The organism is Sphingomonas sp. HF-S4 (assembly GCF_032911445.1).
In the GTDB taxonomy this organism is placed as follows: domain Bacteria; phylum Pseudomonadota; class Alphaproteobacteria; order Sphingomonadales; family Sphingomonadaceae; genus Sphingomonas; species Sphingomonas agrestis.
The window spans coordinates 3251636-3275043 of record NZ_JAWJEJ010000001.1 but is presented as its reverse complement, the minus strand read 5'-3'; the positions used below and the strand labels follow the sequence as shown (position 1 = coordinate 3275043).

Annotated in this window: 25 protein-coding genes and 1 tRNA gene; 14 read left to right on the top strand and 12 right to left on the bottom strand. The window is 65.1% G+C overall.

What is annotated here, in order from left to right; genetic code table 11:
• Window positions 1-4: 4 nt before the first annotated feature.
• Window positions 5-1132, bottom strand: coding sequence for a GNAT family N-acetyltransferase (locus RZN05_RS15000; RefSeq protein ID WP_317227373.1), 1128 nt, complete (start codon window positions 1130-1132; stop codon window positions 5-7).
• A gap of 91 nt (window positions 1133-1223) precedes the next feature.
• On the opposite strand from RZN05_RS15000, the gene RZN05_RS14995 reads away from it, so the two are divergent.
• Window positions 1224-1685, top strand: coding sequence for a DUF2721 domain-containing protein (locus RZN05_RS14995; protein ID WP_317227640.1), 462 nt, complete (start codon window positions 1224-1226; stop codon window positions 1683-1685).
• Window positions 1682-2092: a DUF4345 domain-containing protein gene (locus tag RZN05_RS14990; protein WP_317227372.1), complete on the top strand. Its 411-nt coding sequence runs from the start codon at window positions 1682-1684 to the stop codon at window positions 2090-2092. The genes RZN05_RS14995 and RZN05_RS14990 overlap by 4 nt, the downstream gene beginning before the upstream one ends.
• 69 nt (window positions 2093-2161) lie before the next feature.
• Here the strand turns inward: RZN05_RS14990 and RZN05_RS14985 are convergent, their stop codons facing one another.
• Window positions 2162-3757 carry an amidase gene (locus RZN05_RS14985; protein WP_317227371.1) on the bottom strand — a complete coding sequence of 532 codons (1596 nt, stop codon included), beginning with the start codon at window positions 3755-3757 and terminating at the stop codon, window positions 2162-2164.
• 476 nt (window positions 3758-4233) lie between these two features.
• Here RZN05_RS14985 and RZN05_RS14980 point away from each other — a divergent pair, with 476 nt between their 5' ends.
• Window positions 4234-6138 carry a ribonucleoside-diphosphate reductase subunit alpha gene (locus tag RZN05_RS14980; protein ID WP_317227370.1) on the top strand — a complete coding sequence of 635 codons (1905 nt, stop codon included), beginning with the start codon at window positions 4234-4236 and terminating at the stop codon, window positions 6136-6138.
• 160 nt (window positions 6139-6298) lie between these two features.
• On the opposite strand, the gene RZN05_RS14975 is transcribed toward RZN05_RS14980, so the two are convergent.
• Window positions 6299-6568 (bottom strand): DUF2171 domain-containing protein, encoded by a 270-nt coding sequence (locus RZN05_RS14975; RefSeq protein ID WP_317227369.1) that lies wholly within the window; start codon window positions 6566-6568, stop codon window positions 6299-6301.
• Window positions 6569-6666: 98 nt separating this feature from the next.
• On the opposite strand from RZN05_RS14975, the gene RZN05_RS14970 reads away from it, so the two are divergent.
• From RZN05_RS14970 to RZN05_RS14955, 4 genes are read left to right on the top strand one after another with little or no spacing between them, the layout of a single operon-like run.
• Entirely contained in the window at window positions 6667-6993 is a 327-nt protein-coding gene (locus tag RZN05_RS14970) for a hypothetical protein (RefSeq protein WP_317227368.1), read from the top strand.
• Window positions 6994-7010: 17 nt separating this feature from the next.
• On the top strand, window positions 7011-7211 hold the full coding sequence (locus RZN05_RS14965) for a hypothetical protein (protein WP_317227367.1): 201 nt from the start codon (window positions 7011-7013) through the stop codon (window positions 7209-7211).
• Window positions 7208-7552, top strand: coding sequence for a hypothetical protein (locus RZN05_RS14960; RefSeq protein WP_317227366.1), 345 nt, complete (start codon window positions 7208-7210; stop codon window positions 7550-7552). The genes RZN05_RS14965 and RZN05_RS14960 overlap by 4 nt, the downstream gene beginning before the upstream one ends.
• Before the next feature lie 38 nt (window positions 7553-7590).
• Window positions 7591-8646, top strand: coding sequence for a ribonucleotide-diphosphate reductase subunit beta (locus tag RZN05_RS14955; RefSeq protein ID WP_317227365.1), 1056 nt, complete (start codon window positions 7591-7593; stop codon window positions 8644-8646).
• A 677-nt stretch (window positions 8647-9323) separates the two neighbouring features.
• Here the strand turns inward: RZN05_RS14955 and RZN05_RS14950 are convergent.
• Together RZN05_RS14950 and RZN05_RS14945 are read right to left on the bottom strand one after the other, a co-directional pair.
• Complete coding sequence (locus RZN05_RS14950) at window positions 9324-10001, bottom strand: hypothetical protein (RefSeq protein ID WP_317227364.1); 678 nt, start codon at window positions 9999-10001, stop codon at window positions 9324-9326.
• Between the two features lie 129 nt (window positions 10002-10130).
• Window positions 10131-11360 (bottom strand): glycosyltransferase family 4 protein, encoded by a 1230-nt coding sequence (locus tag RZN05_RS14945; RefSeq protein WP_317227363.1) that lies wholly within the window; start codon window positions 11358-11360, stop codon window positions 10131-10133.
• 108 nt (window positions 11361-11468) lie between these two features.
• Here RZN05_RS14945 and RZN05_RS14940 point away from each other — a divergent pair, with 108 nt between their 5' ends.
• Together RZN05_RS14940 and RZN05_RS14935 are read left to right on the top strand one after the other, a co-directional pair.
• Window positions 11469-12146, top strand: a complete 678-nt coding sequence (locus RZN05_RS14940; RefSeq protein ID WP_317227362.1) for a response regulator transcription factor — start codon at window positions 11469-11471, stop codon at window positions 12144-12146.
• On the top strand, window positions 12143-13501 hold the full coding sequence (locus RZN05_RS14935) for a sensor histidine kinase (RefSeq protein ID WP_317227361.1): 1359 nt from the start codon (window positions 12143-12145) through the stop codon (window positions 13499-13501). Before RZN05_RS14940 ends, RZN05_RS14935 begins: the two co-directional genes overlap by 4 nt.
• Before the next feature lie 2 nt (window positions 13502-13503).
• Here the strand turns inward: RZN05_RS14935 and RZN05_RS14930 are convergent, their stop codons facing one another.
• The 3 genes from RZN05_RS14930 to RZN05_RS14920 form a co-directional block, all read right to left on the bottom strand.
• The gene (locus RZN05_RS14930) at window positions 13504-13941 is read right to left on the bottom strand and encodes an NIPSNAP family protein (protein ID WP_317227360.1); all 438 of its coding nucleotides are present in this window, start codon (window positions 13939-13941) and stop codon (window positions 13504-13506) included.
• Between the two features lie 187 nt (window positions 13942-14128).
• A complete protein-coding gene (locus tag RZN05_RS14925) occupies window positions 14129-14647 on the bottom strand; it encodes a lipocalin-like domain-containing protein (RefSeq protein WP_317227359.1) in 519 nt (172 codons plus the stop codon).
• Window positions 14644-15465 carry an SDR family oxidoreductase gene (locus tag RZN05_RS14920; protein ID WP_317227358.1) on the bottom strand — a complete coding sequence of 274 codons (822 nt, stop codon included), beginning with the start codon at window positions 15463-15465 and terminating at the stop codon, window positions 14644-14646. The genes RZN05_RS14925 and RZN05_RS14920 overlap by 4 nt, the downstream gene beginning before the upstream one ends.
• An 89-nt stretch (window positions 15466-15554) precedes the next feature.
• On the opposite strand from RZN05_RS14920, the gene RZN05_RS14915 reads away from it, so the two are divergent.
• The gene (locus RZN05_RS14915) at window positions 15555-16472 is read left to right on the top strand and encodes a LysR family transcriptional regulator (RefSeq protein WP_317227357.1); all 918 of its coding nucleotides are present in this window, start codon (window positions 15555-15557) and stop codon (window positions 16470-16472) included.
• On the opposite strand, the gene RZN05_RS14910 is transcribed toward RZN05_RS14915, so the two are convergent.
• Together RZN05_RS14910 and RZN05_RS14905 are read right to left on the bottom strand one after the other, a co-directional pair.
• Window positions 16469-17758: an MFS transporter gene (locus RZN05_RS14910; protein ID WP_317227356.1), complete on the bottom strand. Its 1290-nt coding sequence runs from the start codon at window positions 17756-17758 to the stop codon at window positions 16469-16471. The genes RZN05_RS14915 and RZN05_RS14910 overlap by 4 nt on opposite strands.
• Window positions 17755-18693 carry an SDR family oxidoreductase gene (locus RZN05_RS14905; protein ID WP_317227355.1) on the bottom strand — a complete coding sequence of 313 codons (939 nt, stop codon included), beginning with the start codon at window positions 18691-18693 and terminating at the stop codon, window positions 17755-17757. Before RZN05_RS14905 ends, RZN05_RS14910 begins: the two co-directional genes overlap by 4 nt.
• Before the next feature lie 77 nt (window positions 18694-18770).
• Between RZN05_RS14905 and RZN05_RS14900 the strand changes: the two genes are divergently transcribed.
• Window positions 18771-19373, top strand: a complete 603-nt coding sequence (locus RZN05_RS14900) for a TetR/AcrR family transcriptional regulator (RefSeq protein WP_317227354.1) — start codon at window positions 18771-18773, stop codon at window positions 19371-19373.
• 126 nt (window positions 19374-19499) lie between these two features.
• Here the strand turns inward: RZN05_RS14900 and RZN05_RS14895 are convergent, their stop codons facing one another.
• The gene (locus RZN05_RS14895; RefSeq protein WP_317227353.1) at window positions 19500-20405 is read right to left on the bottom strand and encodes a LysR substrate-binding domain-containing protein; all 906 of its coding nucleotides are present in this window, start codon (window positions 20403-20405) and stop codon (window positions 19500-19502) included.
• Between the two features lie 169 nt (window positions 20406-20574).
• On the opposite strand from RZN05_RS14895, the gene RZN05_RS14890 reads away from it, so the two are divergent.
• The gene (locus RZN05_RS14890; protein ID WP_317227352.1) at window positions 20575-21750 is read left to right on the top strand and encodes an MFS transporter; all 1176 of its coding nucleotides are present in this window, start codon (window positions 20575-20577) and stop codon (window positions 21748-21750) included.
• A 270-nt stretch (window positions 21751-22020) separates the two neighbouring features.
• Here RZN05_RS14890 and RZN05_RS14885 read toward each other — a convergent pair.
• Window positions 22021-22096: transfer RNA gene (locus RZN05_RS14885), tRNA-Lys, on the bottom strand.
• A 78-nt stretch (window positions 22097-22174) separates the two neighbouring features.
• Here RZN05_RS14885 and xth point away from each other — a divergent pair.
• Together xth and RZN05_RS14875 are read left to right on the top strand one after the other, a co-directional pair.
• Window positions 22175-22948 (top strand): exodeoxyribonuclease III, encoded by a 774-nt coding sequence (gene xth / locus RZN05_RS14880; protein WP_317227351.1) that lies wholly within the window; start codon window positions 22175-22177, stop codon window positions 22946-22948.
• Window positions 22949-23004: 56 nt separating this feature from the next.
• Window positions 23005-23259 (top strand): hypothetical protein, encoded by a 255-nt coding sequence (locus RZN05_RS14875; RefSeq protein WP_394804827.1) that lies wholly within the window; start codon window positions 23005-23007, stop codon window positions 23257-23259.
• Window positions 23260-23408 lie beyond the last annotated feature (149 nt).

Below are 23408 nucleotides of genomic sequence, written 5' to 3'. Positions count from 1 at the left end.
ACCGTCACTCCGGCACTTCGGCCGGGGTGACGGTAGGTTGCTGGGTATGCCCACTGCGCCGCCACAACCCGCGCAGCATCCGCCCGGCGAGCGCCGGCAGTCCGGGCCGCACGAACAGCCAGTCGCGGATCACCGGGCCGCGGTCGGCGCCGATCACCTGCTTGTAGCCGCTGTCCCCCGCGCCCCAGTCGACCGTCGAAATGCCGTCTGCGATCCCGCGCACCAGGTTACGATAATAGAGCAGTTTGCCCGGCGAGTGCTTCGCGAACGCCGGATCATAGCTGTTGGCGATCGCATATTTCAGTGATCCCGCATTGAGATCGAACGAGAATGCAGCAGGCTTGCCGTCCACGCGCAGCACCGCCGCCCACATCATTTCCGCCACCACCGGATCGGCGGTCGCAGCACGCCAGAAGCCGCCATGCCCCTCGGGCGTGAACTTGGCGTCCGAGCCATCGGTTCTAGCCGCGATCCAGCTTTTCCGCTCGATCTCGGCGAGCGCATCGAACGCGTCTGAATCCCAATCGCCTCCCGACACGAAGGCCCAGTCGAGTGCGCCATGCGAACCCAGATGCTTCTCATGAAACCGGTTCTTCCGCAGCGTCGAGTTGCGCGGCCAGGTCCCCTCGGCCTGAAGCGCGGCCATATCGAGCAGGAAGCTGTCGGCGACGAAGCGGTCCAGCACCACCCAGCCCCGCGCCTCGGCAGCCGCCTTGAGCAATTCGAGCCCCGGATCCCCGTCGCAGATGGGGCCCAGGCGCAGCGCATTCGCTGTCTCGGCAAGCCGCGCGAGCAATGCTTCGCCGACCTCGACTCCGGCATCTTCGCGCACCGGGAAGCTGCGGAACGGCCAATAGCATCCCGGAACGCTCGCCAGCCCGAGCCAGCCCGGCCCCCTCGCCACGATCGGCAGCGCTGCCACCGGTTCGCTTTCTCGTGCGACCGTAATCGTCCACGCCGCACCCCCATAGGCCTGAAGCGCGGCGGCGAACCAGCCGTAGCGCAGGAAGCGGTGGGTCGGCGCCGCGCGCGCGGCAACGGCGTCGATGCTCGCGGCCAGCCCGTCGACGCATTCGGCGGCGAGCAGGGGCGTCAGGCGCGGAAACGCGTCGAGCGGCATCGGCTTGGTCATCCCGGCGATCCTAGGCCGCATCGGTTACCAAGCCGTGAGCCGCTTGCGTAGCGGCTTCACGCGGGCGCACGACCGCGCCATAGTCGCCGCGATGATCCCAGGCCCCTATCTCTCGACCGTCGCCGACACGATCCAGAGCGCCATCGCGCCGGTCTTCCTGCTCGCCGGCATCGGCGCGATCCTCAACGTGATGGTCGGGCGCCTCGCGCGAATCGTCGATCGCGCGCGCAGCCTCGAGGAGATCCACCCGCGCTCGACCGGGCCCGAGCATGACCGCCACGTCTGGGAACTCCGCCTCATCGACAAGCGTATCTCGGTGATCAACCAGGCGATCTTCCTGTGCGTCTCCAGCGCGCTCGCCACGTGCTTCGTCGTCGCTTTGATGTTCGTGTCGCGGCTGTTCGGGCTGCATGTCGGCGCGATCGTCGCGATTGCCTTCGTCATCTCGATGCTGCTGCTGATGGCGGGCCTGATCTATTTCCTGATCGAAGTGCGCATGTCGCTGGGTGCGATCCATGTCCGCAAGGAACTGCTCGAGCTCGAGGGCAAGTGAGCCCCGGCGCCGAGAAGCGCCTGCTCCAGGGCGTGATGGCGGTCACCCTGCTGCTGCCGCTCACCGCCGCTATCGCCGGCGTGACCGGGGGCCCGCGCTTTCTTGGCCATCCGCCCGTCGTCCCGACCGATCTCGACAGCCATTTCCGCTACATATCGGGGCTGTTCCTCGGCATGCTGCTGCTGTTCGCGTCGTGCATCCCTGGGATCGAGCGCAAGGGCTCGCGGCTGCGGCTGCTCGCATTCCTGGTCGTGATCGGCGGCGCGTTCCGGCTGCTGTCGCTCGGGCTTGTCGGCATGCCGTCGCTGGGCCACCGTATCGGGCTCGGCATCGAGCTGATCGAAGTGCCGCTGATCGTGCTGTGGCAGATGCGCGTGGCGCGGCGGTTTGCGGCAACTGCCACCTGAACCTGCCGAACGCTCTTATCTGTGCTCCGGCCTTCGCCGGAGCACAGGGAAGCAGCGCGTAAGCCGCGCCTATCGCAGCTTCCGCGGCCCGAGATCGGCGGGCGCGCTCGGCAGGTAGCGCGGCGCCACCCGTGCACGGGTCGCCTGTTCATAGGCGTACCCCGCCTGAAGCAGCAGCCCGTCGGCATAGGCGGTCCCGATGAACGACAATCCGGCGGGCAGCCCATCGACCAGCCCCATCGGCACGGTCAAATGCGGATAGCCCGACACCGCCGGCAACTGGCTCGCCGAAGGTCCGACGAACTGGTCGCCATGCGCCGGATCGCTGAGCCACGGCGTGCCATAGGTCGGCGTGACCAGCAGCCGCACATCGCCCGCCTTGAGCATCGCATCGATCCCCTCGGGCCCGGCAAGCCGCTGCGACTTGGCCCGCGCGCCGAGATATTCGGCATCCCTGGTCCCGCGGGTCTTCTGCGCACGCTCGAAACTCTCCTGTCCGAAGAACGGCATCTCCAATGCCTTGTTGGCCTCGTTGAACGCGATCACGTCCGCCAGATTGCGCACCTTAGCCCGGGTGGTCGCCAGATAGGTGGCAAGGTCGTCCTTCAATTCGGTGTAGAGTACCTCGCCCTCGGCATCGCCCAGTCCCTTGAGTTCTGGCTGCTTGACCTCGACCAGCACCGCCCCCGCGGCGCGCAGCTCGTCGAGCGCCCTGTCGAAGCGTGCGGCAAGGTCGCTAGCCATCTCGGGCTTCCACCAGCCGATGCGCATTCCCTTGAGCCCGTCCACCGACAGGCCGGCGGCGTAATCGCGACGATATTTGTCGGCGCTCTTGGTCGCCGCATCCTTGGGATCGCTCCCGATCATCGCCGAGAAGAGGATCGCCACGTCGCGGACGCTGCGCCCCATCGGCCCTGGCGTGTCCTGGCTATGGCTGATCGGCACGACATAGGTGCGGCTCACCAGCCCGAGCGTCGGCTTCAAGCCGACCAGCCCGTTCATCGCCGCGGGACACACCACCGAACCATCCGTCTCGGTTCCCACCGCCACCGCGGCGAGGCTCGCCGCCACTGCCGCGCCCGATCCGCTCGACGATCCGCACGCGGTGCGATCGAGTGCATAGGGATTCTTCACCAGCCCGCCGACCGCGCTCCATCCGCTCATCGAATTGTCCGAGCGGATGTTGGCCCATTCGCTCAGATTGGTCTTGCCCAGGATCACCGCGCCCGCCCCGCGCAGCTGCGCCACCACCGGCGCGTCGCGCTTCGGCCAGTTGTCGGCGAGCGCCAGGCTGCCCGCGGTGGTCGGCAGCTCGCGCGTCTCGATATTGTCCTTGATCAGCACCGGCACCCCGTCGAGCGGCCCCTTGAGCCTGCCCGCCTTGCGCCGCGCGTCGCTCGCCCGCGCCTGGTCGAGCGCGTCGGGCGACACCGCGATCACCGAGCGCAGCGTCGGCCCGTTGCGATCGAGCATCTTGATCCGCTCGATATACAATTCGGTGATTCCCGCGCTGGTTTGCGCATCCGTCGCTATCATCGCCTGGAGTTCGTCGATAGACTTTTCCTGAAACGCCGCGACCGAGGACGGCAGCTCGCCGATCGCGATATCCTGTCCCGCTGCCGGCGCGCTCGCCGTCAGGGCCATGGCGAGCAACCCGATTCGCATTACCCATCCCCCAAATACCGGCATCGAACCTAACCCGTGCCGGCCGCGAAACACTACCTATAGTGTCCACCGATTCCTCCCCCGGAAAATTTTTTCGGTTCGCGCTGTGTTCTCTTGCCTTTCGGGGAGGCGAGGATTGACCATGCGTCGCGGCGTGTGGCCGCCTTTGGGCCGTCTGCGAACCGAGTCATTTTAGCGACGAACCGTTTGGTTGATGACGCATTTAACCCCTTGTGCCCGGACTCGGTTTGGCACAATCTGTAGTGGTTGCACTGAGGGGCAAGCTCAAGCACTGGTAGAACCTGTGCCGCATTACCATATGCGGAGGGGCGCTGCTGTGCCTGGGTTTCGGCGCGATGGACATCTTTTGTTCTCGCGCAAAGCCGCACCCGTGGTACCATCGGTACCCTGCCCCCGAGTCGAACATCTTGGCCCTCCAGGGGCGCGTGCTGAGTCAGATACAGGGGTCCGAAGCCATGGAATTCAGGGACACGGAAAACAGCGTGAACGATACCGTTGCCGAAGCCACAATTGCCGCCGAGACCAAGGCGAAGCCGCGCAAGGACCAGGACACGCGCGCCGTTGCGCCGCCGCTCTACACGCTCGAAGTCGATCACTCGCGTGACGCACTGCTTACCGATTTCGGCAAGGAGACGCTGCGCGACCGCTATCTGCTTCCCGGCGAGAATTATCAGGATCTCTTCGTCCGCGTCGCCTCGGCCTATGCCGACGATGCCGCGCACGCCCAGCGCATCTACGATTACATCTCGAAGCTGTGGTTCATGCCCGCCACGCCGGTCCTGTCGAACGGGGGCACCGGTCGCGGCCTGCCGATCTCGTGCTTCCTCAATTCGGTGCCCGACAGCCTGGGCGGCATCGTCGACACCTGGAACGAGAATGTCTGGCTCGCCTCGCGCGGCGGCGGCATCGGCACCTATTGGGGCAGTGTCCGCGGCATCGGCGAGCCGGTCGGCCTCAACGGCAAGACCAGCGGCATCATCCCCTTTGTCCGCGTGATGGATTCGCTCACTCTCGCGATCAGCCAGGGTTCGCTCCGCCGCGGCTCGGCCGCCTGCTACCTCGACATCTCGCACCCCGAGATCGAGGAGTTCCTCGAGATCCGCAAGCCCAGCGGCGATTTCAACCGCAAGGCGCTCAACCTCCACCACGGCGTGCTTATTCCCGACGCGTTCATGGAAGCGGTGCGCGACGGTGCCGAATGGACGCTGCGCAGCCCCAAGGACCAGAGCGAAAGGGGCAAGGTCGACGCCCGCGCGCTGTTCCAGAAGCTGGTCGAGACTCGTCTCGCCACCGGCGAGCCGTACATCGTGTTCGCCGATCACGTGAATTCGAACATGCCCAAGCATCACCGCGATCTCGGTCTCAAGGTCTCGACTTCGAATCTGTGCAGTGAGATCACGCTGCCGACGGGCAAGGACCATCTCGGCAACGAGCGTACCGCGGTGTGCTGTCTCTCGTCGCTCAACCTGGAGAATTGGGACGAGTGGAAGGACGAGAAGGGTTTCGTCGAGGACGTGATGCGTTTCCTCGACAATGTCCTGACCGACTATATCGAGCGCGCCGAGCCCGGCATGGAAAAGGCTGCCTATTCGGCGAGCCGCGAGCGCAGCGTCGGCCTCGGCGTGATGGGCTTCCACTCCTTCCTCCAGGCACGCGGCCTCGCTTTCGAAGGCGCGATGGCGAAGTCGTGGAACCTGCGCATGTTCAAGCAGATCAAGCGCCAGGTCGATGAAGCCTCGATGCAGCTCGCGGTCGAGCGCGGGCCGTGCCCCGACGCCGCCGACATGGGGGTGATGGAGCGCTTCAGCTGCAAGATGGCGATCGCGCCGACCGCGTCGATCTCGATCATCTGCGGCGGCACCAGCGCGTGCATCGAGCCGATCCCGGCCAACATCTACACCCACAAGACGCTGTCGGGCTCGTTCTCGGTCAAGAATCCCTATCTCGAAAAGCTGCTCATCGAGAAGAGCAAGAACAGCGACGCGGTGTGGAATTCGATCCTTGAGATGGGCGGCAGCGTCCAGCATCTCGACTTCCTCAGCCAGGAAGAGAAGGACGCGTACAAGACCAGCTTCGAGATCGACCAGCGCTGGATCCTCGAGCTCGCCGGCGACCGCGCACCCTATATCGACCAGGCGCAGTCCTTGAACCTGTTCATCCCGGCCGATGTCGAGAAGTGGGACCTGCTGATGCTCCACTTCCGCGCCTGGGAACTCGGCATCAAGTCGCTTTATTATCTCCGCTCGAAGAGCGTCCAGCGTGCAGGTTTCGCCGGCGGGGTGGAAGCCGACAACACGATCGCCGCGCCCAAGTTCGAGGTGGAGTCGCGCGATTACGACGAATGCCTGGCGTGCCAGTGAGGTGGCTGGGGTAGGTCGCCCGGAGAATCCCAAATCTCCCTCTCCCACAAGGGGAGAGGGATTTGTGACTCCAATCTCCCTCTCTCCTTGTGGGAGAGGGAAGGGCCCCGCGCGCGAAGCGCGTGGGAAGGGTGAGGGGGAGTCGGGGTCTGTTAGACCCTCAGCCCTCGGACTCTTCCTCCTCGAACAGCACGGCATTCGCGGCAGCGGCGCTCAGGCGTACCTGGTCGCCCTCGACGTCGGCGACCAGCCCGAGCGAGATGTAGTGATGGTGCCCGGCATGCGCGCCCTCCGCACCCTCGATCTCGGCGCCGCTGTCCTTCTTGGTCAACTTGATGCGGTCGCCCTCGACATGGTCGACCGTGCCGACATGGACGCCGTCGGCGCCGATGACTTCCATATGTTCCTTGATTGCACTTGCGTCGGCCATGCTGGTTCTCCTCTGGCAGGTTCGGGCGTCCAACGCGCACCGCACGCAAACGATGCAGCACCGCGGGCGCGCTGTCATCCATACCAACGGAGTGTTGCATGACGAAGATCCGCACCGCGATCGCGCTCGCCGCGCTGACCCTGCTCGCCGCCTGCGCGACCCAGGTGTCGAGCGGCGTCGCGCCCCAGGCGCCGGGCTTCCTGTGGGGCTTGTGGCACGGCTTCATCTTCCCCGTCGCCTGGTTCCTCAGCTTGGTGATGCCCGACGTCGCGGTCTACGCGGTGCCCAACAATGGCGGCTGGTATGATTTCGGCTATTTCCTTGGCATCGTCGTGTTCGGCGTCGGCGCCAATCGCGGCAAGAAGGTCGTCTATCGCGACCGGGTGATTCGCGAGAAGCGTACCACGGTGATCGACCACCAGTGACGCGGAGCCTCGCCTTGATGGCCGGACTGGCCGGCACCGCAGGGGCGCTGGGGCTGACGACGCTGCTGCGTCCGTCGCTGACCCGCACTGCGCTGCGCCTGCCCGACACGCTAGCGACCGGCTACGCGCTGCGCATCTCCGGGATGATGCTCTTCGCCCTCGGCCTGTTCCTCGGCGGCTTCGCGGTGGTGTTCGTTACTACAGGAGGAATCATATGAGGTCGCGGCAATCGCTGACGCTGGCCGGATCGCTCGCCGCTTGCGCATTCGCAGCCTCGCCGTCACAGGCCAGCGATCCCTATCCGGCCTTCATTGTCGGCAAGGTGGTCGATATCACCTCGACCACCGCCGGCCTGATGGTCCGAATGGACGATAATCGCGTCCCGACACTCTGCGGCACGCCGTCGGTCGGCTGGATGCTGGTCCCGCAATCCAGCTCGGCGATGATCAGCGTGTTCCTGACCGAATGGGCCGCCAGCAAGAAGAATTTCACGATCTACATCGACTCGGCCGTCGGCACTTCTTGCATCGTCAACCAGATCAATCCGATCGAATCCTGAATCCTTTCCCCTATCCAGATTGTTGTTGGAGCAGTTCCATGTCCCTTCTCGAAGCGCGTAAGACCTACAAGCCGTTCGAATATCCCTGGGCCTATGAGTTCTGGAAGCGCCAGCAGCAGCTCCACTGGCTGCCCGAGGAAGTGCCGCTCGGCGAGGATTGCCGCGATTGGGCGCAGAAGCTCTCGGACCACGAGCGCAACCTGCTCACCCAGATCTTCCGCTTCTTCACCCAGGCCGACGTGGAAGTGCAGGATTGCTACCACGAGAAATACGGCCGCGTGTTCAAGCCCACCGAGATCAAGATGATGCTCGCCGCCTTCTCCAACATGGAGACAGTGCACATCGCCGCTTATTCGCACCTGCTCGACACGATCGGCATGCCCGAGAGCGAGTATGGCATGTTCCTCGAATATAGCGAGATGAAGGACAAGCACGACTATCTCGGCACCTTCGGCGTCGACAATGACGAGGACATCGCAAAGACGCTCGCGATGTTCGGCGGGTTCACCGAGGGGCTCCAGCTCTTCGCCAGCTTCGCGATGCTGATGAACTTCCCGCGCTTCAACAAGATGAAGGGCATGGGCCAGATCGTCACCTGGTCGGTCCGCGACGAGACGCTCCATTGCGAGGGCATCATCAAGCTGTTCCACACCTTCGTGAAGGAGCGCGACTGCCTGACCAAGTCGGTCACCTCGGACATCATGGACATGTGCCAGACGACGGTGCGGCTGGAGGACGCGTTCATCGATCTCGCCTTCGAGCAGGGTCCCGTCAGCGGAATGACGCCCAAGGAGATCAAGAAGTACATCCGCTACATTGCCGACTGGCGGCTGGGCCAGCTCGGCATGAAGCCGATCTACATGATCGACGAGCACCCCCTCCCGTGGCTCTCGCCACTGCTGAACGGTGTCGAGCACGCCAATTTCTTCGAGCAACGCGCGACCGAATATTCGAAGGGCGCGACTCGCGGGCAGTGGAACGACGTGTGGGATTCGTTCGACAAGCGGCAGAAGGCCAAGGCCGTCCCCGCAGCGAACGAGGACGCGAGCGAGGGCGGGGATATGTTCTCGAAGGCGGGGATTGCGGCGGAGTGACGGACATCGGCTAGGCGCGCCATCCCCAACCCGCCACCCCGGCCTTGCGCCGGGTGTGAATTCGCATTCGAAGCGCGACGGGTTGGGGACGGACGGCGTGCGCGGTTGTGCCGCCTTCGGCCGCCGCGGCGTAGTTACACCGCCGCGGCGTAGTTACACCGCCGCGGCGGCCTCAGAACGTACTTATCTAAGAGCGTTGCCGGGTGCGCTGAATCGATGCCGTCCGATCCGGCAGCCAGTGCGTACCGTAAAACTGAGCCACCGCTAGGCGCCCACTCCACCGGTCAGCCGAACCCGGCGCGATCCCGAAGATCGTCATGCGTTCATTATGCCCGGACGGGACCAAACGACCGACATCGGCACTTCCTGCCTGTCAGCTTTCAGGGAAAAATCGCGAGAGCGTGCGAAAGTTGCTCGGTGCGGCGCATGAAGTGGTGAGCTGACTCCGGGCCGATCCACCAGCAGACCGCCTAGTATTCCTCCTGAAAGTTGTGCCGAATCCCGGCGACGCTTGGGATCGCCCATATTTGGGCTGCAGCCAGGATAACTCCCGTCGACTTTTCCCAAGCGGGAGATCATCACCCTATGCGAAACCACAATCACCCTGGATTTCGCGCGTTCCGCCCGTGATGGCACCGCAGCTAGCGGAAGGTTCGGGCCGCGATGCAGAATGCAGGTCAGAGTTCCTTGATCAGGCGGATTGCGGCGCGAGGACGCCACGGCTCGTTCGTCTGACGCAGCGCGCCGATGCCGACTTGAATGTTCAACCCCTCCTTCAGCGCCTGGTGGACTTGCGGCATCAACAGCGTGCGGTCCTCGCCGCCACGGCTGTGATTGACCTCCAGACCGAGCGTGGTGGAATGGGAGAGGTCGTAGAAGCTCGATTGATTGAGGATCAGCTTGCTGCGGCCGGTCCCGCCGAACGTGACGTCGCCGATGCCGGCCATGGCGATCATGCTCCAGCGCGCGTCGAAGCGATAGCCGAGCAGATAGACCAGAGTGTTCTCCCACCGCGCCGAGGCGCGATTGTAGAGGCCGAGATATTGTACGCCGTGGACCGCGCGCCCGCGGTCAAAGGTGCCGAACGTGCCTTGCAGGCCGAGCTTGTAGTCGGTGACGCGCGCGCCTTCGAAGGGCAGCTCGAGCTCGACGGCAAAGCCATCCGCGACCGCATATTCGATTTCCGGCGCCCATTCGACCTTGCGGTGCGGGCCTGACAGGCTTTGTTCGGCCAGCGCGTTGACCTCGAGCTCGCCTTGCCGCGCGCCAAGCGGCCTGACCATGTCGAAGACCATCGGCTCGGGGATGCTGGGCGCCTGCTGGGCGCTGGCAGCCAAGGGCAGCCCGGCCAGCATCGGTGCGGCACAAGCGAAGGCAATCGGGGAAAAACGCATGGATGCTCCGTGGAGTTTGGCCGACACTGCTGGGAGCGTGCATGGCCCGAGGGTGGCGTGGGCGATGCGGTTCGCGAGCTTACAGCGAGCTCACATGCCGGGCGCCGGCGCGATGCGCGGCGCTCCGTCGCGGCTTTCCGCGCCGCCGAGCAACTCGAGATACGTTTCCCACACTTGGTGCGACGCGCTGTCCCAGTCATAGGCAGCACTCGCCTCCCGCGCACGCACGCGCATCCGCGCGCGCAGATCCAGGGACGCTGCGAGGCGAGCGATCGCCGCTATGGCAGCGTCGAGATCGCCCGCTGGGTAGAGCAGCCCGGCCCCCTGGCCCAGCAGCGCGCTGCCGCTGGGCACGTCCACGCCGACCGTCGGCACGCCGGCCGCCATCGCCTCCAGTGTCACATTGCCGAATGCCTCGGTCGTGCTGGGATTGAAGAAGATGTCGGCGCTGGCAACCGCCTCGCCGAGCGGCTCGTCCATCAGATGCCCGGTGAAACGCGCGCTTGGCAAGCGTCGCTCGAACCAGGTCCGCGCCGGCCCTTCGCCGACCACTACGGGCTGGATCCGCGTGCCGGCCGCGGCGAGCCGGTCGCACACCTCGGCAAACTCGGCCAGGCCCTTCTCGCGCACCAATCGACCGAAGAACATCAGCGCGACGCGATCCTTCGCGATGCCGTTGCGCAAGCGCCAGCTGTTGGACCGGCGGACCGGGTCGAACAGCGTGCGATCCACGCCCCGGCTCCACAACCCGATCTTGTCCGCCAGCCCGGCTTCGACAAACTCGCGCGCAATCGCCCGGGTCGGCACCAGCACGCGATCGCTCCGAGCATAGAAACGGGACAAATGCCGCTCGAGCGTAGGCCGCAGAAAGCGGGCGCCGTAGAAATCGGCATATTTCTCGAAGCGGGTGTGGAGGCTGGCTACGATCGGCACGCCCAGCGTGCGCGCCAGCCGCTGGGCAGCGCTTCCGGTCCAGTCGGGCGCAGAGACGTGAACGAGGTGGGGCCGGAACGATCGGATGTCGCGTCGGATCGACGGTGGCAGGCCCAGTCCCAGGCGGTACTCGCCGCGTCCCGGCAGCGCGACCGACGGCACCGAGACGAGCGTTCCCTGGGGCGCGAAGGCAGGCTGGTCCGACGTCGGCGAATAGACGCGGACGCTCGCACCTTGCCGCTCCAGATACTCGACCAGACGGTTGAGCGCCTGATTTGCGCCATCGCGAACATAATTGTAGTTGCCCGAAAAGAGCGCGATCCGCAGCGGCTCTTCGAAACGAGACAGGGGGTGCGCGGCGACTGCGCGCTGGGCGGCCTGGTACATGCTCTATCCGATTATGGGTCGTCGGTACGTTGCGCCGACGGTGGTCGCGAAGAGCTAGTTCGGCACCCTTACATGGGCCTTACAGGGCCGGGGACGCAGGGGATCGCAATGAGATTGCTGGTCGTGGAGGACAATGCCGAGCTGGTCGCGATGCTGCGTCGGTTGCTCGAGCAATCCGGCTTCGCGATGGATCACGCGGGCGGGGTGGAGGACGCACTGCTGATGCTGCGCACCGGCGACTATGCAGCGATCGTGCTCGACCTCGGTTTGCCCGACGACTCCGGGCTGTCGGTCGTGCGGGAACTGCGCGCGCGAGGCGACGGGACGCCGGTAATCGCGCTGACCGCGCGCGGGGCGGTCACGGACAGGGTCGCCGGCCTTGCCGCGGGCGCCGATGATTACCTGACCAAGCCCTTTGCGCCCGAAGAGCTCGTCGCGCGACTGCAAGCGCTGCTGCGTCGCGCGGGAGCCATCGTGGATCGCGTCCTCCAGTGCGGGAACGTCCGGTTCGATCCCGCGACCCGCGATGTAGAGATCGCCGGGGCAGCGACGCTGCTGTCGGCGCGCGAACTTGAGCTGCTCGATCTGCTGGTGCGCCGGCACGGCCGCGTCGTGCCCAAGCCAACGGTCGAGAGCCAGCTGTTCGGCATCGACGACGACCTCGGCTCGAACGCCGTCGAGGTCTATGTCCACCGGCTGCGCCGCCGCCTGGCGAGTGCAGGCGCTACCGCCGAGATCGTCACCGTACGCGGCGTGGGCTATATGCTGACGGCGCGGGGGGCGTGACCTGGCGGCTATCGTCGCTGCTATCGCGCATCTTGTGGTGGCATGGCATCGCGTTGCTGTTCACCGCCTTGGTGGTGTCGGCCAGCGTCTATCTGCTGCTCGATTCGACCGCCGACCGATTCCAGCGCCAGACGCTTCGAGCCCATGCCGAAAGCGCGCGCGGCGCCCTGAGGGTCGACGAGCAGGAGCAGATCCGCTTTGCGCCGCCGCGCCCCACGCCGCACATTCTTTCGGTTCTGGTGGTCGATGCGAGCGGCCGGCAATTGGGCAGCATGGGCCCGCCGTCGCCGGTGCCGGCCAGGCTGATCCCGCGCCGCGCCGAGCCGGCCTACTTCACGCGTAGCTCGCGTTCGGCGATCTTCTCGGGCTACAGCATGCCCGCGCAGCGCAAGGGGCAGCGTCTCTGGATCATCGCGATCCAGAACCTCGAACATCCTGATTACATCGTTGACGATGTGTTGCGGCAATTCTTCACCTACGCGCTGCTCATTGTCGGACCGCTATTGCTGCTGCTGTTGGCGGTGGACGCCTGGATCGTCCGCCGCGCGCTGCGGCCGGTGCGCGATGCCTCGGCGCTGGTCCGCAACCTCAATGCGCAGCAGCTCGACATCCGTGTTCCCGAAGCGCGCCTTCCTTCCGAAGTCCGGCCCCTGGCAACTGCCGTGAACGCAGCGCTCGACCGGGTGGTCGATTCCTACCGGACCCAGCGTGATTTCACTGCCGACGCCGCGCACGAGCTGCGCACGCCGATCGCGCTGGTGCGGATGCGGATCGAGGCCGTGAAGGACGAAGCGCTCCGCGCCGAGCTCAAGCGCGACATCGATCAACTCGGGCGGACGGTGGGACAACTGCTCGAAATCGCCGAGCTGGACGGCGCGCTGCCGGCGCTGGACGAAGCGGTAGACTTGCGGGCCATGGCGGTCTCGGCCGTTTCGGCCATCGCGCCGCTGGTGTTCGCACGGCGGCAGAGTATCGCGCTGACCGGCACGGATGCTCCGGTCATCGTGCAGGGCAGCGCCGAGATGATCGCCCGCGCACTCAACGGCCTTGTCGAGAACGCCGTGGTCCACACGCCTGAAGGGACATCGATCGAAGTGCGCGTCGAGGACAGTGGGATGCTTGGCGTTTCCGACGACGGGCCAGGCATCGCAGAGAGCGAGCGGGAACTCGTCTTCCAACGTTTCTGGCGAAGCGAGCGAAGTTCGTCGGACGGCTCGGGCCTCGGGCTCGCGATCGTGTCGCGCATTGCCGAGGCACATGGCGCAACGCTGTCGCTCCGCACCAGGCCTGGACAGACTCTCTTCGCGTTGCACTTTCCGACCCTGCCAGGTCGCACCGACAGCGTGCGCGGATAGCATCAGCGATTTGGAACCGCTGCCGGAAGCGGCGAATAGTCGGTTAGCGTCATGAACACGCTATCGACCTTGGCCACCAGCTTGCCGTCAGCTTCCGACCGGCTGGCCACCGCTCGCCATTCCGGATCGGCGCTAAATGCCTTCCAGCTCGCGTCCCTCGCCTCCCGGCTGGGATAGGCCAGTATATAGATCACGCGCCCATCGGGCGCTTCTTCCTTCGGCTGCTCGTTCCAATAGGCCACATTGCGCATGCCGTGCTTTTCGAAAAGCCTGAGCGTGTGCTCCCGAAACCGATCATTGAGCGCGGCCAGCTTGCCGGGCGCCGGATAATAGGTGCGGAGTTCATAGATGGCGGTATGGGGATCCAGCGCCGTGGACTGCGCGAGTGCTGGTGGCGCCAACAGCGCGAGCGTCAGGCAGGCGAAAGGTGTAGTGCGCATGCGGACCTCCGGTGACTTCGTCTCGCTGGCATTGGCTCAAGCCACCCGCGATCGAGCGGCCGACCACGAAACGATCGGGCCGGCATGACCAAGACGCAGCCACCAAGCCAAGCGACGTATCGCAGTATCGCTCGCTCAGTCAGCAAATGCGAGCCCGGTGACGAGGCGGAGCTATCGTCCAGCAACCTTATTGGGCTGGTTTGCTTACGCGAACGAATTCCGCCTTCAATGCCCCTCCATCAGGCCGGGTGAAGGTCTCGAACATTCTGTCGCCGCGCACGATAAGGCTGAGCTCTCGCGTCCCGCGCACGCTGCCGACCCAGTTGGGAAAAGTCGCTCCTTCAACTCGATTGCCGGTAAAGCGGCCGCTCTTGTCCACCGTGTAGGTGCCGAAGAAGCCGATACTGCTACTCATGGCCCGCTGGTTCTCAGCGTCTGTCCCCTCCCCTCGCTTGTCCGATGCGAAGCGCGGGGTGTCGGCATCGGTCAGGACTTCGACGAAGCGCATATCCGACGTGAACACCAGCATGCCGGCGGGGCGCGCGCCATAAGGACGGTGTACCTCCCCATTCTCTTCGAGTGTCGCGGAAACCATTTGCCAGGTACCTAGAACCTCGTTCGCCGGGGGACCTTCGACTTCTGCTTGCAGGACGCCCGCGCTGAGCGCGAGAGCGGCTGCGATCGCGGGGACCGCCAACCGCCTCATGCTTGATCTGCCGCATAGGCGACGTCTCGCTGGGCCTTTAACTCCTCAAGGCGCCGCAAGAGTTCGCGCTCGATATTGTCATAAGCGGCACTCCCCAGAGCAACGCGACGTGCTGGCTTCACCGCATCGCCGGCAGCGATCATCGCATCGGCGGTGCGTTCGACGTCACCCTTGATAACGAAGTTGCCTTCGGCGATGGCGCGGCGGACGTCGCCTGCCGGCGTGCCGTGGTAGATGGGGTCTTCCGCCGCGCGATCGAGGGCGGCACCGAAGCCGGTCCCGGTCGGTCCGGGCTCGATGAGGGTGAATTCGATGCCGAACGGCGCGACCTCCTGAGCGACCGCTTCCACGAAGCCTTCGATTCCCCATTTCGTCGCATGGTAGAGGCTGAAATTCGGATAGGCGACTTGTCCGCCCTCAGAGGATACCTGCAGGATGCGGCCGCCGCCCTGGGTCCGCAAATGCGGAAGTGCCGCCCGGATAAGCTGAATGGATGCAGTCAGATTGGTGGCGATTTGCCGGTCGATCTGTGCGTCGGAAAGCTCCTCTGCCGCGCCCAAGAGGCCGTAGCCGGCATTGCTGACGACGACATCGATCCGGCGGCTCGCGAATGCGCGATCGACCTGTTGCCGCAACGAAAGGGTATCGGTCAGTTCCAGCTCGATGATCTCTAGGCGGTCGCCATGGCGCTGCACCAGGTCCCGCATGGCATCGGGACGGCGGGCCGTCGCGTGGACCAAATCGCCCCGTCCGAGCAGTTTGCGCGTCATCGAAAGGCCAAGACCCGAGGACGCTCCGGTGATGAACCAAGACTTCATGATCGACTCCTTCGACGCAGGAGTTAGGAGCGTCCCGAAGATATGATAAGCGTCACCAATCAGCATGGGCTGGTGAAGGATCCGCACCAATGATGGACGTGAGCTTGCCGGAGCTGAGGGCATTCGTCCTCGTCGCGCAGCAGCGCAGTTTCCGTCGTGCCGCGGATTTGGCGGGAGTCTCGCGTTCGTCGCTAAGCCATGCGCTACGAGGACTGGAGCGCCGCCTCGGCACTCGTCTTCTTCACCGCACCACCCGCAGCGTCGCGCTGACGGAAGCGGGAGACCGGTTGCTGGCTCGGCTGGCGCCGATGTTGCGCGATATGGACGACATGCTCGGTGCCGTGAGTGGCGAGGGATCTGCGGTCGGTGGCGTGCTCCGCATCAATGCCAATGAGGGTGGCGCCCGATGGCTCCTGCACAACGCGGTTCCCGGCTTCCTCCGGCAGTATCCGCGTGTGTCGCTGGAACTCCTCACCGACGGCAAGCTGATCGACATCATCGCCGAGGGTTTCGACGCGGGCGTGCGACTTCGGGAAGCTGTCCCTCAGGACATGGTTGCCGTGCCTTTCGGCGGGGACACGCGATTCATCGCGGTGGCCGCACCGGCTTATATCACGGAACGTGGATCGCCAGAGACGCCTCACGATCTCCAAGGACATCGGTGCATTCGGCAGCGCTTGCCGAGCGGCAAGGCCTATCGCTGGGAGTTCGCCCGCGATGGCCAGGAACTGGCGATCGACGTGCCAGGCGATGTCACCCTCGACAATAACACGCTGATGGTCGAAGCCGCGATCGGCGGCTTGGGCGTTGCGTTCGTCCCGGAGGCGTATGCTCGTCCAGCACTAGACGAGGAACGGCTGATGACCGTTCTCGACGATTGGTCACCCCCTGGCCCTGGTCTATGCCTGTACTACTCCCGCAACAGGCATCTTCCTGCGACCCTTCGTGCGTTTATCGAAGTGGTGCGATCGACAGACCGGACCGTGGCCTCCCCCGTTTGCAGCTAGCCGGCCTGACCCGCCATCCCCTCCGAAATCCGCCGGTTCGCTACCAGCATTACGATTCCCGTCGCCATCCCCGCAGCCGGTGCGATCATCAGGCCCAGGCCGAGGCCATTGCCCATCCCCGCTGCGGTCGCGCCGTCGCTGATCAGCCCGATCAGCACCGGCCCCAGCGCCGGTCCCAGAAGCCCCGATCCGATCAGCACCAGTCCCGACGCCATCGCTTCCTTGCCGGTGCCCGCCACCAGATGTGCCGCGCCGAATGCCCAGGGCAGCAGAAAGGAAAAGGACAGCATGAACGGCACCAGCAGCGCGATCGCCAGCTCCGGTCCGGGGGCGAGCAGCGCCGGCACCGCGACGATGCTCGCCCCGATGAACAGCCATGCGGGTGGGCCCAGCACCCGTCCGCTGCCCGACCTCACCGCCTGGTCGAACCCGGCACCGCCGGCCAGCGTGCCGATGATGCCCATAAGCCCCTGCAACAGCCCGAAGCTCAACCCTACCTCGCTGGCGCTCAGGCCGTGGGTTCGCATCAGGAACGGCGCGGCAAAGGCATAGAAGGGGGCGCCCGCGAACCCGACCACGACCGACCCGACAAAGATCCAGCGGAACCCAGGATTGCCCAGCAGCTTTGCGCTCGCCCGCAGGAACGGCTCCCCCGCCTCGCCGGTGCGGACTAGCGGCCGGGTGGGCCGAACCATTGCCATCGCCAGCAGCGCGATCAGCCCGCCCGTCAACCCTGCACCCATCAGTGCTCCGCGCCATCCGATCGTGTCGTTCAGCGCGCCGCCCCCGGCAAAGCCGATCATCGTGCCCAGCGGGATGCCCATTGCGAAGAGCCCGATCGCGCGCCCGCGCCGCTCGGCCGGGATCTGCCGCGCGATGATCGCATGCGCCGATGGCGTCGCCCCGGCCTCGCCCAGCGCCACGCCGAACCGCGTGATCGCCAGGAATATGAAGCCCGTCGCCGCCCCGCCCAGCGCGGTCATCGCGCTCCACAACAGCATGCACGCCACCATCACGACCTTGGGCGATCCGCGATCCGCCGCTCGCGCCAGCGGCAGCGACATCAGCGCATAGCAGACTGCAAAGGCCAGCCCGGTGACCAGCCCCAGCTCGGTGTCGCTCAGGCCGAGCTCCTCGCGGATCGACTCGGCCAGGATGAACGGCAGGATGCGGTCGATCTGCGAGAACATGCTTACCAGCAGCAACGTGCCGAGCAGCGCCCGCCCGGCACCCCGCGCCCCCGGGTCGATGCCACGCGCCAACGCGGGCGCCGCCAAGCCGCTCACTGCGCCAGCACCATGGCGTTCGGCTCGAACCGCACGCCCGCCAGCTGCTGCGATACCTCCCACAGCCGCGACGCGACGCTCCCGTCCAGCGCCTGGCGCGGAATCCGCGCCTCGGCCGGATAGCCGCGGGTCTCGCTCAACCGGTCAGGCCCATAATAGCCGCCGCCTTTCGCCAGCGGAGATGTCGCCGCGAACAAGCTAGGCAGCGCCCCCTGCCACGATGGCTGGAACAGGAAGGGCAGGCGGCGGCGGACCCAGCCGTTGAAGCTGTCGCGGCCCGAGCCGTTGAGGATCAGGTCGGTGCGGGTGACTCCCGGATGCGCACCGATGCTCTCGATGCCCCACGCCCCAGCCAAGCTGCGCCGTTGCAATTCGAACGCAAACATCAGGCAGGCCAGCTTCGACTGGGCATAGACCGGAAAGGCGCGATAGCTTTTCCGAGCATCCAGGTCGTCGAAATCGATCGCGCCACTGCGCGCGGCGACGCTCGACAGCGTCACCACGCGCGACCGGCTGCCAGCCCGTAACAGCGGGAGCAGCCCCGCGGTCAGCGCGAAATGACCCAGATAATTGGTCCCGAACTGCAGCTCGAAGCCGTCGCTCGTCTCCCGCCGCTCCGGCGGCGCCATGACCCCGGCGTTGTTCACAAGCAGGTCCAGCCGCGCATGCTTCCGCCCGATACGCTCGCTGAACGCCGCTACAGAAGCCAGGCGGGCTAGGTCGACTTCCTCGTACGACACCGTGCCGGCCACGCCTTTACCCATGATTCGTGCCAGTGCCTCCGCGCCCTTTCGCGGGTTGCGGCCGGCCAGGATCACCTCCGCCCCCTGTCGCGCAAGCACAAGCGCGGTTTCGTATCCCAGCCCACCCGTACCTGTGACGATCGCGAGCTTGCCTTGCTGCGACCCGATCTCCGCTTCGGTCCATCGACTCATGACATTGCCTTTCCAATGATTTGCACCTAGTGTAAAAATATAACTACATTGAGTGCAATATTGCATCAAGGGCAAAAATGACACGCGCCAAGATTGAGTCCGTGCCGGCGGAGGGACTGAGGGAGCGCAAGCGGCGCGAGACTGCCAAGCGGATCAAGGAAGCCGGAATCCGACTGTTCGTCGAGCGCGGCTACGACGCGACGACGATCGACGACATCGCCGCGGCGGCAGACATCTCTCGCCGGACGTTCTTTCATTATTATCAGTCCAAGGACGACATTCTGCTCAGCATGCAGAACGCGCTTGGCGACATCCTTTCGGCCCAGCTCGTCGACGAGCCGGTCGCGAAGAAGCCGCTGCACGCCGTTCGCGACGCCGCAATCCGGGTCGCCGAGCCGGTGCCGGCCGACGAGTTGCTGAAGCTTGACCGGCTGATGCGATCCAGCGAGGCGGTACAGGCGCGCAAGGTCGCCAGCTATGTCCGTCACGAGGAAACGCTGTTTGCGGCCCTGTGCGAAAAATGGCCCGAACCCGATCGCGAAACCGCGCTTAGAATGATCGCCATGGTGTCGATCGGCGCCGTCCGTTTGTCGCTCGACACGCTGAATCGCGAGGATGGCAAGCGCTCGTTGGCGGATATCTTGGCGGAGGAGTTTCGGGCCTTGGAGGGGCAGCTCTAGAAACCCGATTGCCGAAGTGACGCTCGTGATTGCCGCGCGCGGCAATCACCGTCCATGCGCGTGGCTGCATTCCGGATGGAGTATGCAAGCGGTCAATGACTGAATGGGAGCGCAAAGCGGAACTGCTTACCGCAAGTTCCCGGCCAGGAAGTCGACAAAGGCTCGCACGCGAGCTGGAGTGGCCACGCCACCCACGAAGACTGCGTGGATTTGCTCCACATCGCCTGGATTGTATTCTTCCAGGAGCGGGACAAGAAGCCCTTCCGCGAGTTCGGTCGCGACGCTGAACACCCCGACCCTGGCAATGCCGACGCCACCCGCCGCGAGCTGGCCCAACGTCTCGCCGTTGTTTGCCTCGATACTGCCGCTCACGGAGAGGGCGAAATCCCTACCATCCCGGCGGAATGGCCAGACGGGCTCGGCACGCCGGAAATTGAAGTTCAGGCAGTTGTGCCTGTGCAGGTCTTCGGGAACTTGGGGCGTGCCTGCCCGCTCGAGATACGCAGGTGAGGCGACAATGACGCGGCCCGTCTCGCCGAGCTTTCGTGCCGTGAGGCTGCTATCGGCCAGCGGCCCGAAGCGAACCGCTACGTCCGCTTGTCCCCCTGCCACATTGACCAGCGTGTCCGTCAGCGCGATATCGACCGTGATGTGCGGGTACAGCTCGGTGAATAGACCGAGCAGCGGCACTACGCAGAGTCTGCCATGCGACAACGCCGCGCTGATGCGCAACCGGCCACGCGGCGCACCCTGATCGGAGATCTGCTGCTCGGCGTCATCGAGATCAGCAAGGATTCGGCGGGCTGCGTGAAGATAGGTCTGGCCCTCGGCAGTGAGGACCAGGGAACGTGTCGATCGCAGCAGCAACCGCACCCCGAGGCGGGACTCGATTCGGTCAACCGCCCGGCTCACCGCCGAGGGACTGAGTTCGAACAGACGCCCCGCTGCTGAAAAGCTTCCCTCACTCACTATTCCGGCAAATAGCGCGAGCTCGCGGGCACGATCGGCTCCACTTGCCAGCTTTGCGTCCATCGCAAAAATCCTTCGCCTTGCTCACTACTAGTCGGCGAACCCTGGCGCCCGCATCTATGCGCCAACATAGCAGCACGAGGAAGCGAGATGGAATATACCCGCATACGCCGTACCGGCAGCAGCAGGGCGTTGCTCGGCTCAATCCGCCACTCGTCTGAGGAGTCGGGCCATGAAGCTTAATCTCGGGCTGCTTGCTCTTGCCATCGGCGCCTTTGGCATTGGCGTCACCGAGTTCGCGCCGATGGGTCTGTTGCCCGTCATCGCTGACGATCTTGGCGTCTCAATCCCCTCCGCCGGATTGCTGATCAGCGCCTATGCTCTCGGCGTGATGATCGGCGCACCGCTCATGACATTGACGACCAGTCGGATACCACGTCGCACGCTGCTGATCGTGCTCGCCGGCATCTTTACGCTCGGCAACCTCATCGCCGCCGTTTCCGGCAGCTACGGCATGTTGCTCGCTGCCCGAATCCTCACTTCGTTCAATCATGGCGCCTTCTTTGGGGTGGGCTCCCTGGTGGCGGCCAGCCTGGTCGCCCCGGATAAGCGGGCCGGTGCAGTCGCGGCGATGTTCATGGGCCTGACCATCGCCAACGTCGTCGGCGTGCCACTCGCCACCTGGGCGGGCGAGCATCTCGGGTGGCGGGCCTCCTTCGCGGGGATCACTGCGCTGGGCATCGTCACAATGGCCGCGCTGCGCCTCACGCTGCCACGCTTGCCTGCGCCTAGGGGCGGAAGTGCACAGGCAGAATTGCGGGTTTTGGCGAGGCCGCCGGTGCTCGCCGCCCTGATGCTCACCGTGGTCGGTTCCAGCGCGATGTTCACAGTGTTTACCTACATCACGCCAATCCTTCGCGAAGCAACTCACGCTTCGCTTGGTTTCGTCACTGCGATGCTGGTGCTTTACGGGCTCGGACTGACGGCTGGTAATTGGCTGGGCGGTCGCTTCGCTGACCGTTCGGTGGATCGAACGCTGATCGTCACGCTTGCGTCGCTCACGACGATCCTCGTCGCATTCGCTTGGGCGATGCCCTTCGCCGGCCCAAGTGCGGTGCTAATCTTCCTCTGGGGTGTGGCGAGTTTCGCCTTGGTGCCGCCATTGCAGGTCGGGGTGATGTCAGCGGCAAGCGATGCACCCAACCTCGCCTCGGCGGTCAACATCGGGGCTTTCAACTTGGGCAATGCCATCGGGGCGGCACTAGGGGGTGGCGTGATCGCCGCGGGGCTTGGCTATCCTGCTGTAGCGATCGCGGGGGCCAGCACCTCGCTTATCGGATTGCTTGCTGTCTTGATTGCAGCCCGTCGTCGCGACGGCGATGCCGAACGACAGCTGTGCGGAGCATAGTGGAAGACCTCTAAAGGTCGCCAAGGTGCGCATCGGCACGGTGGCTAAGCGATGTGGAGTGAATGCGGCTGAGACTTAGAAGCTGCCAATGCACAAACGGCTCGGTACTGGCCATTGACGTGAGCTTGTAGAATGCCGCCGCTGTCGACAAACGTGCTTCCTGAGACTGCACCTTTAAGTGCCCACGGAACGGCCCTCCCGCGGCTACGGTCACCGCAAGGCTGCCCGGAGGCCACGGTCAGATTGTCCCGACACACGGCTGCAAAGGGATGGTGGGTCCGATGGGATTCGAACCCATGACCTCTCGATTAAAAGTCGCTTGCTCTACCGACTGAGCTACGGACCCACGCTGCCGCCCCTAAGCGCAAGGCCCATTCGGGTCAACCACGGGGAACCCTTTCGCGGCTGCGTTGCTTGAGTCGCGGTGCGGATCGCGACCTACAATGTCAACGGCGTCAATGGCCGGCTGCCGGTGCTGCTGCGCTGGCTCGCCGAGACCGTGCCCGACGTGGTGTGCCTCCAGGAACTCAAGGCTCCGCAAGAGAAGTTTCCCGAGGCCGCGATCCACAACGCGGGATACGGCGCGATCTGGCACGGGCAGAAGAGCTGGAACGGCGTCGCGATCCTCGCGCGCGGGTGCATGCCCGTAGAGACGCGGCGCGGGCTGCCCGGCGACCCCGACGATAGCCAAAGCCGCTATCTCGAGGCCGCGGTGACCGGCGTGCTGGTCGGCGGGCTGTATCTGCCCAACGGCAATCCGCGGCCGGGGCCCAAGTTCGACTACAAGCTGCGCTGGTTCGATCGGCTGGTCGAGCATGCCGCGGGCTTGGTCGGCATGGATGCGCCGGTGGTGATCGCCGGCGACTACAACGTGATGCCCACCGACCGCGACGTGTACAAGCCCGAGCGTTGGCGCGACGACGCGCTGTTCGCGCCCGAAGTGCGCGCGGCCTATTTCCGGATGCTCGACCAGGGCTGGACCGATGCGCTGCGCGCGCTGCACCCTGACGAGACGATTTACACCTTCTGGGACTATTTCCGGAACGCCTATGCGCGCAATGCCGGGCTGCGGATCGACCACCTGTTGCTCAACGCGCGCGCGTCGAAGGCGCTAAAGGCGGCGGAGGTCGACGCCCATGTCCGCGGCTGGGAGAAGACCAGCGATCACGCGCCGGTGTGGATCGAGCTCGACCTTTGAAATACCCGGTCACACCCGACGGCCGCTATTTCGTCGTGCGCGATCGGCTGTGGCGGATGGCCGATCCCGCGCTCGAAGCCGATGCGAAGGCCCGACTGGTTTCCGAGCTCATGGCGGCGCGGCGCGACGTTGGTTCGGCGCTTCGGGCCGACGATGCAGCGGCCGAGAAAGCCGCCCGCGCCCGAGTCGATGCTGCCAAGCATGCGCTCGGTGAGCGTGGGACGCCGTGGTGGGACGATGGCGCGCCGGACTTCAACCGCCACATGGTCCGCAACACGCCCTACGCCGATTGGTATCAGACGCGCAGGTAGCGGAAGTACCACACATTAAGTGCTAATATCGATTATGCGATTGAGGAAAATACATAAAATGGGCCTTTTATCGTCGATTTCTAAAGGAAGTAATCACCGGGTAATCACCATTTTTTACGAGCCGGCGGCAGCTCTCACCTTGAATGGCA

Bases quoted from the DNA above. Each gene is read 5' to 3' on its own strand.
- RZN05_RS15000 (WP_317227373.1), bottom strand. From the start codon at position 1,132: ATGACCAAGCCGATGCCGCTCGACGCGTTTCCGCGCCTGACGCCCCTG.
- RZN05_RS14930 (WP_317227360.1), bottom strand. From the start codon at position 13,941: ATGCGCACTACACCTTTCGCCTGCCTGACGCTCGCGCTGTTGGCGCCA.
- RZN05_RS14965 (WP_317227367.1), top strand. From the start codon at position 7,011: ATGGCCGGACTGGCCGGCACCGCAGGGGCGCTGGGGCTGACGACGCTG.
- RZN05_RS14970 (WP_317227368.1), top strand. From the start codon at position 6,667: ATGACGAAGATCCGCACCGCGATCGCGCTCGCCGCGCTGACCCTGCTC.
- RZN05_RS14960 (WP_317227366.1), top strand. From the start codon at position 7,208: ATGAGGTCGCGGCAATCGCTGACGCTGGCCGGATCGCTCGCCGCTTGC.
- RZN05_RS14995 (WP_317227640.1), top strand. From the start codon at position 1,224: ATGATCCCAGGCCCCTATCTCTCGACCGTCGCCGACACGATCCAGAGC.
- RZN05_RS14915 (WP_317227357.1), top strand. From the start codon at position 15,555: ATGATGGACGTGAGCTTGCCGGAGCTGAGGGCATTCGTCCTCGTCGCG.
- RZN05_RS14980 (WP_317227370.1), top strand. From the start codon at position 4,234: ATGGAATTCAGGGACACGGAAAACAGCGTGAACGATACCGTTGCCGAA.
- RZN05_RS14955 (WP_317227365.1), top strand. From the start codon at position 7,591: ATGTCCCTTCTCGAAGCGCGTAAGACCTACAAGCCGTTCGAATATCCC.
- RZN05_RS14985 (WP_317227371.1), bottom strand. From the start codon at position 3,757: ATGCGAATCGGGTTGCTCGCCATGGCCCTGACGGCGAGCGCGCCGGCA.
- RZN05_RS14945 (WP_317227363.1), bottom strand. From the start codon at position 11,360: ATGTACCAGGCCGCCCAGCGCGCAGTCGCCGCGCACCCCCTGTCTCGT.
- RZN05_RS14900 (WP_317227354.1), top strand. From the start codon at position 18,771: ATGACACGCGCCAAGATTGAGTCCGTGCCGGCGGAGGGACTGAGGGAG.
- RZN05_RS14890 (WP_317227352.1), top strand. From the start codon at position 20,575: ATGAAGCTTAATCTCGGGCTGCTTGCTCTTGCCATCGGCGCCTTTGGC.
- RZN05_RS14895 (WP_317227353.1), bottom strand. From the start codon at position 20,405: ATGGACGCAAAGCTGGCAAGTGGAGCCGATCGTGCCCGCGAGCTCGCG.
- RZN05_RS14925 (WP_317227359.1), bottom strand. From the start codon at position 14,647: ATGAGGCGGTTGGCGGTCCCCGCGATCGCAGCCGCTCTCGCGCTCAGC.
- RZN05_RS14975 (WP_317227369.1), bottom strand. From the start codon at position 6,568: ATGGCCGACGCAAGTGCAATCAAGGAACATATGGAAGTCATCGGCGCC.
- RZN05_RS14950 (WP_317227364.1), bottom strand. From the start codon at position 10,001: ATGCTGGCCGGGCTGCCCTTGGCTGCCAGCGCCCAGCAGGCGCCCAGC.
- RZN05_RS14940 (WP_317227362.1), top strand. From the start codon at position 11,469: ATGAGATTGCTGGTCGTGGAGGACAATGCCGAGCTGGTCGCGATGCTG.
- RZN05_RS14875 (WP_394804827.1), top strand. From the start codon at position 23,005: ATGGCCGATCCCGCGCTCGAAGCCGATGCGAAGGCCCGACTGGTTTCC.
- RZN05_RS14905 (WP_317227355.1), bottom strand. From the start codon at position 18,693: ATGAGTCGATGGACCGAAGCGGAGATCGGGTCGCAGCAAGGCAAGCTC.
- RZN05_RS14920 (WP_317227358.1), bottom strand. From the start codon at position 15,465: ATGAAGTCTTGGTTCATCACCGGAGCGTCCTCGGGTCTTGGCCTTTCG.